This is a genomic window from Bradyrhizobium sp. USDA 326 (genome assembly GCF_049739485.1).
Classification (GTDB): Bacteria; Pseudomonadota; Alphaproteobacteria; order Rhizobiales; family Xanthobacteraceae; genus Bradyrhizobium.
On record NZ_JBMGQA010000001.1, the window covers coordinates 1,213,784 to 1,225,692 of the forward strand.

An 11,909-nucleotide genomic window follows, 5' to 3' on the forward strand; every position below is an offset into this window, starting at 1 on the left:
CTTCGCTCGAAAACGCTCTAACAGCGAAGGTAGAGCCGCGCTGCCTCCGGGGCACGGGATTGAACTTCGAGGCGCAGATCGCCGCCGCCCCAAAAAAACGCGGCGTTGCCGCCGCGTTCTTCAATTCGGTTTGCCGCTTGCGATCAGGCCTGCGGCTGCGGCTCCAGGCCGGGATCCGGATCGGGCCGTGGGCGCGACTTGCCGGCCGGGGGCACGGCGGAGGCGCGCGGCGTGGCGGGCTCGAGTACGGATTCGCGGTTCGGCTTCTTGCCCTTGAGCAGATCGACGATCTCGTCGCCGGTCAGCGTCTCGAATTCGAGCAGGCCCTTGGCGAGCGCTTCGAGGTCGGCGCGCTTCTCGGTGAGGATGCGGGTGGCTTCCTGATAGCCCTCCTCGACCAGGCGCTTGATCTCGGAATCGATCTTCTGGACCGTCGCCTCGGACGCGTTCTGCGTGCGCGACACCGACATGCCCAGGAAGACTTCGTCCTGGTTCTCGCCATAGGAGACGGTGCCGAGCTCTTCCGACAGGCCCCAGCGCGTCACCATCATGCGGGCAAGGCGCGTGGCCTGCTCGATGTCGGAGGCGGCGCCAGAGGTCACCTTCTCGCGGCCGAAGATCAACTCTTCGGCGACACGGCCGCCCATCATGATGGCGAGCCGCGAGGTCATCTGCTCCAGGGACATCGACAGCTTGTCGCGCTCCGGGAGCTGCATGACCATGCCCAGCGCACGGCCGCGCGGAATGATGGTCGCCTTGTGGATCGGATCGGTCGCGGGCACGTTGAGGCCGACGATGGCGTGGCCGCCTTCGTGATAGGCCGTCAGCAGCTTCTCTTCCTCGGTCATGACGAGCGACTTGCGCTCGGCGCCCATCATCACCTTGTCCTTGGCCTCCTCGAACTCGGCCTGGGTCACCATCCGCTTGTTGCGGCGGGCGGCGGTGAGCGCAGCCTCGTTGACGAGGTTCATCAGGTCGGCGCCGGAGAAACCCGGGGTGCCGCGCGCGATGGTCTTCAGGTTGATATCCGGCGCCAGCGGCACCTTGCGGACGTGAACCTTGAGGATCTGCTCGCGGCCGACGACGTCCGGATTTGGCACCACGACCTGGCGGTCGAAACGGCCCGGACGCAAGAGCGCGGGATCGAGCACGTCGGGGCGGTTGGTCGCCGCGATCAGGATCACGCCCTCGTTGGCCTCGAAGCCGTCCATCTCGACCAGCAGCTGGTTCAGCGTCTGCTCGCGCTCGTCATTGCCGCCGCCGAGGCCGGCGCCACGGTGACGACCGACGGCGTCGATTTCGTCGATGAAGATGATGCAGGGCGCGTTCTTCTTGGCCTGCTCGAACATGTCGCGGACACGGCTCGCGCCGACGCCGACGAACATTTCGACGAAGTCAGAACCGGAAATGGTGAAGAACGGCACGTTGGCTTCGCCCGCGACCGCACGCGCGATCAAGGTCTTGCCGGTGCCGGGAGGGCCGACCAGCAGCACGCCGCGCGGAATGCGGCCGCCGAGGCGCTGGAATTTGCCGGGGTCACGCAGGAATTCGACGATCTCCTGCAGGTCCTGCTTGGCTTCGTCGACGCCGGCGACGTCCTCGAAGGTGACGCGGCCATGGGCCTCCGTCAGCATCTTCGCACGCGACTTGCCGAAGCCCATCGCCTTGCCGGCGCCGCCCTGCATCTGCCGGGACAGGAAGATCCAGACGCCGATCAGCGCGATGAAGGGCAGCCAGGAGACCAGCAGCGAGACGAACCAGGGCACGTTGTCACCCGGCGGCTTCGCGGTGATCTGCACCTTGCTGTCATAGAGGCGCTTCACCAGCGTCGGATCGTTCGGCGCGTAGGTCTGGAAGCTCGAGCCGTTGGTGAAGGTGCCATGGATGTCAGGCCCCTGGATCACGACGTCGCGCACATTGCCGCGGTCAACTTCGCTCAGAAGCTGGGAGAAGGCGATGTCCTGCGACGATGCCCGCTGACCCGGATTCTGGAAGAGCGTGAACAACGCCAACAGCAGCAAGACAATGATGACCCAGAGGGCGAAATTGCGCAGATTGGCGTTCATCGATCTTCCTTCGTGGTCGCGCGGATCGCGACCCTGATCCTTGGGCAGTGGCTTTGGTCAATGCGAGGAAATCCCAAGGAATCCTCATCGTTAGACGGATACAATTTAGGTGCCGCCCCGGTCGCTGCCAAGGGAACGAGGTGGGACTATTTATCCCATCTTAGCGCGATTCCCGCGCAAATAATGGCGCCCAATCGGGGGTTTTTCCGGCCTGGTTAAGGTGGCCTGACGCTGCGGAAGGCGAAACGGCCGGTGTCATGATCCGCCCTCATTCGTGCTCACCTCCCGGTGCGCCGCCGGGCCGGTGCCGGCGCGATGTGGATACGCCCGCCGGCAAGGCTGATCAAGGCTCCCGCGAGGGTCTGCTTCAGGGCCGGCCGGCCGGTCGCGCGGGCGCGGAGACTTGTCGCCATGTCCTGGTTCAATATGTCCTGGTCCAATATGGCCTGGTCCAATGCGGACATCAGGGTTTCGACCTTGCCGAGTTCCGCCGGCCCCTCACGTCCGAGCGCGTTGATGGCCCGCAGCAGGAGCCGCAGCCGGACCTCTTCGGGCAGAGCCGCAAAAGCCGAGGCCTCGAAGCTTCGGACGCCTTCTTGCGGCGCAACGCCGCGATCCCGCAAACGGAGGAAGCGCTCGGCGCCGTCGGCCAGCACCTCGACCGCAGCATTGGCCCGCGCCAGCCTTGCCGCGAGCCGCGCCAGATTTCTGCTATCGCCGCCCTCCGCCGCGAGAAGCGGCAGCAGCGCGCGCAGCCGCGGCCGGGTGAAGGCGGTGTCCCGGTTGGTGGGATCCTCGGCAAAGCCGACCTTCGCCCGCCTCAGGGTCGCGATCAGCTGCGACTTGGGAACATCGAGCAGCGGACGCGCCAGCACGATTCCGTCGCGCTCGCTGAGGGGAGCCATGGCCGACAAGCCGGCAAGCCCGCTGCCGCGGAACAGGCGCATCAACAGCGTCTCGGCCTGGTCGTCGCGGGTGTGGGCGGTCAACACGTGGCTCGCACCGGCGGCACGCGCGGCCTCGGCGAGCAGACGGTAGCGGGCCTCGCGCGCTGCCGCAGGCAGCCCCGTCTTCGGCTTTGCGCCGCGCCAGCGCAGGGTCCGGTGAGGCAATCCGAGTTCGGCGGCGAGTCGCTTGACCTCGCGCGCCTCGCGCGCCGCCTCTCGCCGCAGGCCGTGATCGATCGTGACGACGGTGAGAAGCGGGCCGCGCGCGAGGCTGCGCCGCCAGCGTGCCGCAAGCCACATCAGCGCGACCGAGTCCGGCCCGCCGGACACGGCGAGCACCAGCGCGGGCGCAGCTTTCAGGCCGGCGAAGAGCCGTCTCGCCTCGCGCGCCGAGATTGGAGAGTTGTCGTCGTCTGACATGACGCGGCCCTGACAGTCGCGGACTGTTTAGCGCAGGGCGATGCGCATTGTCAGCGCCTGGACGCAGCATCGGCACGGGGTAAGCCTTGGTCGGATCGACCCGAGCCGATGGTTCACCTCTCCGCGTGGGGAGAGCTGAAACCGCGGACAGCCGGCGGCGCTCAACTTTCTAGCACTTCACCCGCTTCTGCTCGCGATCGACCGCCGCTTTGACGCCGGTGGAGGCGCGCGGATATTTGCGGCCGACCTCGCCGAAGGCGGCGCAGGCGGCCTCCTTCTCCTTGAGCGCGGCGAGCGACTGGCCGAGCCGCAGCAGCGCATCCGGCGCCTTGGCCGATTTTTCGTATTTGGTGGTGACGGCGAGAAAGGCTTCCGCGGAGTCGCGATATTGCTGGCGCTGGAAGTAGCTCTCGCCGAGCCAGTATTGCGCATCCCCGACGAGCGGGTCGCTCGGAAATTTCTGCGCAAAGTTCTTCATGGTCTGCTCGGCAAGCGCATAGTCCTTGCGCTGCATGTAGCCGATGCCGAGGTCGAACTCGTCGCGCGGCGTCGCCGAGGGCGGCAGGGTGGTCAGGCCGGCGCCGCCGGCCGGCGCAGGATAGCCGGATTGGGCCGGCGGATAGCCGGGCTGCGCGGCTGGCGGCGCGCCTTGCTGGTAGCGGGGGCTGGTGTTGGCGAGGTCGAGCGGCTCGCCCGGGTTGCGGCCGCCGGCACCGGCTCCCGCCGGCAGCGGCTGCTGTCCGCCGCCGAGGGCGCGCGGCGCGCCCGGCGCGTTCGGGTTCTGGCTCGGATCGAACGCATCGCCGCGCCGGCGCATGCCGGGTGCACCGGCCGCCGGCTGCTCCTGAAGGATCGGCGCCGGGGCGGCGATCTGCGGCTGCTCGTAATTCGGCTGCACGGCCGGCTGCTGCTGGCGATAGCCCGGCGCGGCCTGGGTTGGTGCGATTTGAGCGGGCGGCATCGCCGCAACGTTCGGCGCCTGGGCGGGCGCGCCTTGCGCGCCGCCTTCGAGCGCCCGCAGCCGCTCCTCGAGCTGACGATTGCGGTATTGGAGCTCCTCGTTCTGTCCGGTGAGCTGGCGGAGCTGGTTCTCCAGCCGCTCGATCCGCATCTCGGGGTCGGCATCATCCGACTGCGCGAAGACCGGCTGCGCAAGTGCGGGCGAGCACAAAGAGAGCAGCGCGGCGGTCGCCACGGTGCCGGTAAAGACCTTGAATCTGGATGACATCTTGCCCTGACGACAAAAGCGAAATGGCCTGCGACGGAACATTCGACGCGCCCCACATTGAAGTGGAGTACGCCAAAAATGTGACTGGTACAAAGCGGTTTCTGTCACAGAATCCTGAAACGAAACCGGCGCCCGAGAGGGCGCCGGCATAGTCGATTTCCGAAGCTGAACGGCGCCTGACTGAACGTCAGGAGCTCGCGTTGAGCACCGTGACGGCGCGACGGTTCTGCGACCAGCAGGAGATGTCGTTACAGACGGCGACCGGCCGTTCCTTGCCGTAGGAGATCGTGCGCATGCGGTTCGGATCGATGCCGCGCGAGGCCAGGAACGAGCGCACCGACTGGGCTCTCCTTGCGCCGAGCGCGATGTTGTATTCCCGGGTGCCTCGCTCGTCGGCATGACCTTCGATGGTGAAGCTGTAGCGCGGATAGGTCTGGAGCCACTGCGCCTGCTTCTCCAGGGTCACGATCGCTTGCGGGGTCAGGTCGGTCTGGTCGCTTTCGAAGAACACGCGGTCACCCACGTTGACGACGAAATCCTGCTGGCTGCCGGGCGTCGCCGCATTGGCCATCGCATCCGTCGCGGCATTCTTGTTGGCGCAGGCGCCCATCGACAGCGCGACGGCGAGCACAGCGACCAGCTTCAATCCCTGGAGGATACGCATAGGATGTTTCATTCCGGAGCCTCCACGCTCACGTTTAGTTCACTGCTATCCGGTCTACAGGGGGTTGGTTAAGCGAACGTTCCGTCAACCTTGACGGAACCTTGCCTCAGCCGCTCAAATGCCCCCAATCAGCGAAAAGCAACCGCCATGGTTAATGAGTTGTAAATGTGGCGCGAGGGTGAAGGCAAGCCGTGCCGGCCGGCAAAAACGCCGGCTTCTGCTGGAATTTTGGGCCGAGACGAGAAGAGTGGCCGCCCTAGTAGGCCGAACCAACTGCTGGAGCCACCACATCCAGGTTCCGCGACGTGGCCAGCAGCGCCGGCCGCGTGGCAACCTGGCGCGGGGTGCTGCGCGTAAACAGCATGCGCCGCTCAAACGCGCTGGAACGCATGATCGGGAAGCGCGTCAGGATCTTTTCCCGGACCTTGGGATAATCCGAGGCCATGAGCACGGCCTTCTTCGTCGGCCAGCCCGGAAATGAACGCGGCTCAGTGAGCGTCTCGGACAGGAACACGCGGCGGTAGAACGCCTGATGATCGGTCCGCACCATCGAGAGCCCGACATCGGCATTGAAATGCTCGCAGGCAACGAAGGGAAGCCGGACAGTCAGATAAGGCAGTTCGGGGAATCGCTGCTGCATTTCGGGATCGGCAACGAATCGACACGGATCGACAAAAACCTCGCCCCGGTCCAGGCGAGGGTGCAGGACGTCGCCGAACACCTCCGTGGTGTAGGACATCCGCCATTCGGACGTCAGAACGTGGATGCGAACGGCACTGCAGAGTTCGTCGTCGACGTAGACGCCGAAATTCCAGACGTTGGGCGCGTCGTCGAAACGGTCCGTCACCCGCTCCGACTCCGACGGAGGGATCAGTCCGGCCTGCAGATAGGCGCGGTAGCGCATCAAGTAGAGGCTGTCTTTGTCCTCGGGAGTTTCGATGAGTCGGTAATCGATGCGGTCAAACAACGCGGCGCCGCGTGGAAGGAGCGCCGCGCTCGGTTCGGCTCCGGACTTCATCTGCTACCTCTACTCCAAGCAACTTCCGCGAGTAGTAACAGATTAAGGGTTCGTTAACGAAATTGCAAAGCCTTAGAATTGTTAGGGTTAACTTTAGGGGGCCCGCATAACTACGGAGCCGCCGAGAACCGACTGCGATGAAGAAGCCGTCAGAAGGGATCAGGCCGATCGCGACGACGCGATGGCGAGCTGGTCGTCAGGCATACGACGGCCATGCGAGGCATTGAGCAATTGGCGGACGCGAACCGCCGGAACGGGCCGGCTGAACAGATAACCCTGCCCTTCGGTCACGGTGCCGTCGGCGCTGATCAGCTCGAGCTGTTCGTTGGTCTCGATACCTTCGACCACCACGGCCATTCCGAGGTCGGCGGACAGCCGCGCGACGCCGCGCAGCAGCGTCAGCGGCCGGTCGGTATCGATGCCTTCGAGGAAGGAGCGGTCGATCTTCACTTTCTGCATCGGAAAATTGTGCAGGTAGCTGAGGCTGGAATAACCGGTGCCGAAATCATCGAGCGAGATACGCACGCCGAGCGCGCGTAGTTGCGACAGGATGTCGTGGGTGAGCTGGGTGTTGCGCAGCAGCGATGACTCGGTGATCTCGATCTCTAGTCGATGCGCCGGCAGGCCCGACACTTCGAGCGCGTAGCGGATTTCGCTCAGAACGTCGCGCTGGTGGAATTGCTGCGGCGAGAAATTGACGGCAACGCTGACGCCGTCCGGCCACTTCATGCATTCCATGCAGGCGCGGCGCAGTATCCAGCGCCCGAGATCGACGATCAGGCCCATGTCCTCGGCGACCGGGATGATGTCGACCGGCGACACCGTGCCGCGCACCGGATGATTCCAGCGCAGCAGCGCCTCGCACGTGGTGATCTTGCCGGACTTCAGATTGACCAATGGTTGGTAGAACAGCTCGAATTCCTCGTTGGCGAGCGCCTTGCGCAAGTCGAGCTCGAGGATACGACGAGCCTCGACGGTCGCCGCCATCTCGTCGCGGAAGAAGCAGAAGGTGCCGCGGCCGTCGGCCTTGGCTCGATACAGCGCCATGTCGGCATTCTTGAGCAGCGTATCGGCGCTGACCTCTCCCGGGGAGGTCAGCGCGATGCCGACGCTGGCGCCGATCTCGACCAGATGATTTTCGATACGATAACGTTCGCTCAGCCGCTCGACGATGCGGCGGGCAAGCGCCGCGGCGTCCTCGGGCGAAGAGATGTTCTGCTGGAAGACGACGAACTCGTCGCCGCCGAAGCGGGCGACGAAATCCTCGGGGCGCAGCATCTCGCGCAGGCGGTTGGCGACCGCACACAGAAGCTGATCGCCGCAGGGATGACCCAGCGTATCGTTGACTTGCTTGAACTGGTCCAGATCGACGAAGAGCAGAGCCGACAGACCTTCCGAATGCCGCGCGATTGCGAGCAAACGTTCGATCTCGTCCCGAAAATTGACACGGTTCGGCAGCGCCGTGAGATCGTCGTAACGGGCCAGATGGCTGATCCTGGCTTCGGCGTTGCGACGCTCCGTGATGTCCTCGAGCAGCAGGACCGCACCGCCATCGGCCATCGGCTGGACGGTCCATGACAGCGAACGATTTCTGTGCGGATCGGGGTCGGTGGTGATGATTTCGTTCGCCCGCGCTGTTTCGATGTCGGCGATGATCGCCTCGCCGCTGGCAGCCGAAATCGATCCCGCTTCGACGCACGCGGCGATGATGTCGCGCGCAGTCGTGCTGTTCTGCGTGAGATTGTCGGGCAGATTCATCATCGCGCCAAAGCGGTGGTTCATCACCGCAAGCTGGCCGTCGATGCGAAACATGCAGAGCCCGTGCGGCATGTTGTTGAGGGCCGTGTCGAACTGGCCAGCGAGCGCGGCCTCGCGCTCGCGTGCGACAACAGCGCGCAAGAATATCCTGTGCAGGTTGCCGGAGAGCCGCATGACCGAGATGAGGAACGCGGCGCACACTACCGACATCGCCACGTAATAGGGTGTAGCGTGCAGCGCCAGCGCGATCACGGCCGGGCCGAATATCAAGGTGGCTTGCAGACGAAATATCCACTGCCGTCCGTAGGCTCTCCCCGCTCCTCCCGCCACGATTCCGGTAGTGACCGAGAGGGCAATCATGTGAGCGATGGCATCCTCATTGCTCAACAGGGTCGTGGAGCACCATAGACCGATCACCGCAGCCTGGATGAGCGCTCCGATTTGGTAGCGCTGCTGCCAGCGCGCCGCTTGTTCTGCGCTCAGAACCGACTTTCTGGCCTGGTACCGGCTCAGATCGAAGGCGCGTATGGCTCCCGCAAGAATGAGCAGCGGGACGAATACCCAAAGCAGCGTCTGTCCCGTCTTGAGCGCCGTCAAGGAGGCCGAGAACGCCGAGAACACTATGCCGGTAAGTACCGTGCCGGGCGCCTCGAACAGCGAATCGGTCAGCGCCGCCGAAATCGTCGGCGAGGCCTGTTCGTCCTGCTCTCCGCTCTGGCTAGCGAACTGCATCTTGGTTTACGCGCGTCCTGTTTAAGCGCGTAGTTCTACCCCAGCTGAGATGAAGCCTTTCTGAGGGAACATCGTTAAAGTCGAGTTGTTTTTCGGCAATAGCGAACCGATTTTCGCTTGAATATCAAGCAACTAGGAAAGCATTGCCGGGCACAAGGTGAAGGAAGTCTTGCCTCGCGCCACGAACTCGAAAAAATCGGCGCTCTTTTTCGAAAACATCGCGCGTCTGAACGCGCGATATTTTAGCTGCACTCTTGTCAGCCCGATGTCGAAGACAGCAGCGGCGACCACGCGGGGTCCGAGGCAAAGCCCGGCGTCGGCACCTTCAGCTCGTTGCGGCCGGAGATATCGACGGAGTACAGCGACGGTCCGCCATTGCCGCCGGGATCGCGGAAGAACATCAGCACGCGGCCGTTCGGCGAGAAGGTCGGGCCTTCATTGTGGAAGCCGGAGGTGAGCAGCCGCTCGCCGGAACCATCAGGCTTCATCACGCCGATCGCGAACTGCCCGCCACCTTGCCTGGTGAAGGCGATGTAATCGCCCTTCGGCGACCACACCGGTGTCGAATAGCTGGCGTTGGTGTCGTCCTTGGAGAAGGAGATGCGCTGCGCCTGTCCTCCGCCCGACGCCATCACGTAGATCTGCGACCGGCCGCCACGATCGGACTCGAAGCAGATGCGGTTGCCGTCCGGCGAATAAGACGGAGACGTGTCGATCGCCGGCGTGTCGGTGAGACGCGTGGTCGAGCGCGAGCGCAGATCCATCACGAACAGGTTGGAATTGCCGCCCTGCTGAAGGCTCATGATGACGCGCTGGCCGTCCGGCGAAAAGCGCGGGGCAAAGGTCATGCCCGGGAAGTTGCCGACGATCTCGCGCTGGCCGGTCTCGATGTTGAAGAGGTAGACTTTCGGATCGCCCTGGCCGAACTCCATGTAGGTGATCTCTTGCGAGTTCGGCGAGAAGCGCGGCGTTAGCACGAGGTCGGAGCCGCGGGTCAGATAGCGCACGTTGGCGCCGTCCTGGTCCATCATCGCGAGCCGCTTGACGCGGCGCTCCTTCGGGCCGGTCTCGTCGACGAACACCACGCGGCTGTCGAAATAGCCCTTCTCGCCGGTCATCCGCTCGTAGATCTGGTCGGAGATGATGTGGGCGATGCGGCGCCAATATTCCGGCGAGGTGAAATATTGCTGTCCCGCAAGCTGCTGGCCGGAGATGACGTCCCACAGACGGAATTCGGCCTTGAGCCTGCCGTCCGGCTGCCGCGTCATGCGGCCGGTGACGAGGGCCTGCGCGTTGAGGGTCTTCCAGTTCTGGAATTGCGGCGCGACATCGATGTTGCTGATGCGCTCGATGAAGGCAGCCTGGTCGATCGGGGCGAACAGGCCCGAGCGTTTGAGATTGTTGGTGATGACCTGCGTGACGCCGTTGCCGACATCGCCGTCGGACGGCGAGCCCGGCACGAAGTTGGAGATCGCGATCGGGATCGGCTGGAATTCGGTGGGATCGATGCGAAGGCGCGGCTGACTCTGCGCGAAGGCGTGTCCGCCGCCGAGCATCGCGAGCGTCGACCCGGTCAGGGTCATGAAGCGGCGGCGGTTCATTGATCGAGCGTCATTCATCGCAAAATTCTTTTGTTCGGATGTCACAACATGTCTTTCAGGCCGAAAGTCATGGGGATGAGCTTCCAGCTCTCGTATTGCTGCTTCGGCATGAAGGAATAGATCTGGCACTGCACGATGGCGCGCTTGGCACTCTCCGCCACCGCCTGCGCGATCGAGCGCGACGGTCCCCTCACCGCGACGACGATCGGCTCGGACGCGAGCGACCCATCGATCTTCATGGGAATGTCGATGTCGGCTTCATATTGATCGGCGTCCTGCCCGTTATAGGTGGGCGTGAAGCAGCGCTTGACCGCGCCCTGGAATGCACCGCGCCAGGTCGCAACATTGTTTGCCGCAGTCCCGGTCGCCGCTCCCAGCGAAGCCGACGCGTTCAGTGCCGAGCCGGCGAGTTCGTGCCGGGTCGCGGCACGCTTGTCGAGGTCGCGCTGGATCTGCGCGGGATCAAAGGTGCGCTCCTTGGGCTTCGGCTGCTGCTGCGGTTGCACCGCCGCGACCTTCTGCTCCACGGGCTTCGGCGGCGGCTTCTTGGTCTCCTGTTTCTTCATGAGCTCGGCCAACGGATCTTCCTTGGCCGGATCAGGCTTCTTTTCCTGCGGCTTCGGCTCTTCCTTCGGCTTGGCCTCCGCCACGGGCTTCGGCGGCTCCGGCTTCTTCTCGACCGGCTTCTCGACGGGCTTCGGCGGCGGCTCCGGCTGCGAACTGGTCTTGATCAGCTCTTTCTTCTCGGTGACTTTGCCGACGGCGTCATCCTCCGGCTTCGGTTCCGCGATCTTCTCGACCTTGGGCTTCGGCTCTTCCTTCTTCCCGGTCTTCTGGCCTGCCATCATCTTGGCGAGCTGATCGGTGGAGATGATGTCGACCGGGAGCGACTCCTCCGGCGCGACGTAGGCCTTGCTGCTAAAGGTGACGAGCCCCCATCCAAGCACGAGGACATGGAGGGCAATCGACGCAACGAGTGTCTTGTCGACGTTCACCTTCACCGGTTACCCCTGATCCGCTTCCGTGACGAGGGCCAGCTTTTTGAAGCCGGCGCCGGACAACAGCCCCATGACCTTGGCCACCGTCCCGTAATCCGCCTTCTTGTCGGCGCGCAGATAGATGCGTTCCTCGAGCCCGCCGCGTGCATCCGTGATCGCCTTGAGCTTCGGCACCAGCTCGTTCAGCGCGATCTCGGCATCATTGATGAACACCTTGCCCTTGATGTCGACCGACATCTGGATCGGCTTCTGGTCGTTGTTTTCGAGGCTCTTGGCCTGGGTCTGAGGCAGGTCGAGCGGCACGCCGACGGTCAACATCGGCGCCGACACCATAAAGATGATGAGCAGCACCAGCATCACGTCGACCATCGGCGTGACGTTGATCTCGGCCACAACGGGCTTGCGCCGGCCGCGGCGTCCGCCGCCTCCGGATGAACTTGCGACGTTCATGCCCATGGTATGGTGCCCAAATTGCCC

General features: G+C 64.2%; 9 protein-coding genes. All 9 read right to left on the reverse strand.

Features of this window, described 5'->3' with window-relative positions; genetic code table 11:
- Nucleotides 1-143: 143 nt before the first annotated feature.
- The 9 genes from ftsH to tolR all read right to left on the reverse strand — a co-directional run bounded on the left by ftsH (nucleotide 144) and on the right by tolR (nucleotide 11,888).
- The gene (ftsH, locus tag ABIG06_RS05820; RefSeq protein ID WP_124159103.1) at nucleotides 144-2,066 is read right to left on the reverse strand and encodes an ATP-dependent zinc metalloprotease FtsH; all 1,923 of its coding nucleotides are present in this window, start codon (nucleotides 2,064-2,066) and stop codon (nucleotides 144-146) included.
- A gap of 278 nt (nucleotides 2,067-2,344) precedes the next feature.
- Nucleotides 2,345-3,433: a tRNA lysidine(34) synthetase TilS gene (gene tilS / locus ABIG06_RS05825; RefSeq protein WP_370134975.1), complete on the reverse strand. Its 1,089-nt coding sequence runs from the start codon at nucleotides 3,431-3,433 to the stop codon at nucleotides 2,345-2,347.
- A gap of 169 nt (nucleotides 3,434-3,602) precedes the next feature.
- On the reverse strand, nucleotides 3,603-4,661 hold the full coding sequence (gene ybgF / locus ABIG06_RS05830) for a tol-pal system protein YbgF (protein ID WP_370134977.1): 1,059 nt from the start codon (nucleotides 4,659-4,661) through the stop codon (nucleotides 3,603-3,605).
- Between the two features lie 187 nt (nucleotides 4,662-4,848).
- Nucleotides 4,849-5,337 (reverse strand): peptidoglycan-associated lipoprotein Pal, encoded by a 489-nt coding sequence (gene pal, locus ABIG06_RS05835; protein ID WP_035704649.1) that lies wholly within the window; start codon nucleotides 5,335-5,337, stop codon nucleotides 4,849-4,851.
- A gap of 244 nt (nucleotides 5,338-5,581) precedes the next feature.
- Complete coding sequence (locus ABIG06_RS05840; protein WP_124159106.1) at nucleotides 5,582-6,343, reverse strand: N-acyl amino acid synthase FeeM domain-containing protein; 762 nt, start codon at nucleotides 6,341-6,343, stop codon at nucleotides 5,582-5,584.
- Between the two features lie 159 nt (nucleotides 6,344-6,502).
- Nucleotides 6,503-8,833 carry a putative bifunctional diguanylate cyclase/phosphodiesterase gene (locus ABIG06_RS05845; RefSeq protein WP_370134982.1) on the reverse strand — a complete coding sequence of 777 codons (2,331 nt, stop codon included), beginning with the start codon at nucleotides 8,831-8,833 and terminating at the stop codon, nucleotides 6,503-6,505.
- Nucleotides 8,834-9,090: 257 nt separating this feature from the next.
- A complete protein-coding gene (tolB, locus tag ABIG06_RS05850) occupies nucleotides 9,091-10,434 on the reverse strand; it encodes a Tol-Pal system beta propeller repeat protein TolB (RefSeq protein ID WP_370134984.1) in 1,344 nt (447 codons plus the stop codon).
- Nucleotides 10,435-10,475: 41 nt separating this feature from the next.
- On the reverse strand, nucleotides 10,476-11,435 hold the full coding sequence (locus tag ABIG06_RS05855) for a protein TolA (protein WP_370134987.1): 960 nt from the start codon (nucleotides 11,433-11,435) through the stop codon (nucleotides 10,476-10,478).
- 3 nt (nucleotides 11,436-11,438) lie between these two features.
- Entirely contained in the window at nucleotides 11,439-11,888 is a 450-nt protein-coding gene (gene tolR, locus ABIG06_RS05860; protein WP_124159110.1) for a protein TolR, read from the reverse strand.
- Between the last annotated feature and the right edge of the window lie 21 nt (nucleotides 11,889-11,909).

What these genes read in the sequence shown, in the direction of transcription:
- ftsH (WP_124159103.1), bottom strand. Translation starts at nt 2,066, where the DNA reads ATGAACGCCAATCTGCGCAATTTCGCCCTCTGGGTCATCATTGTCTTG.
- tolB (WP_370134984.1), bottom strand. Translation starts at nt 10,434, where the DNA reads ATGAACCGCCGCCGCTTCATGACCCTGACCGGGTCGACGCTCGCGATG.
- pal (WP_035704649.1), bottom strand. Translation starts at nt 5,337, where the DNA reads ATGAAACATCCTATGCGTATCCTCCAGGGATTGAAGCTGGTCGCTGTG.
- ybgF (WP_370134977.1), bottom strand. Translation starts at nt 4,661, where the DNA reads ATGTCATCCAGATTCAAGGTCTTTACCGGCACCGTGGCGACCGCCGCG.
- ABIG06_RS05840 (WP_124159106.1), bottom strand. Translation starts at nt 6,343, where the DNA reads ATGAAGTCCGGAGCCGAACCGAGCGCGGCGCTCCTTCCACGCGGCGCC.
- ABIG06_RS05845 (WP_370134982.1), bottom strand. Translation starts at nt 8,833, where the DNA reads ATGCAGTTCGCTAGCCAGAGCGGAGAGCAGGACGAACAGGCCTCGCCG.
- tolR (WP_124159110.1), bottom strand. Translation starts at nt 11,888, where the DNA reads ATGGGCATGAACGTCGCAAGTTCATCCGGAGGCGGCGGACGCCGCGGC.
- tilS (WP_370134975.1), bottom strand. Translation starts at nt 3,433, where the DNA reads ATGTCAGACGACGACAACTCTCCAATCTCGGCGCGCGAGGCGAGACGG.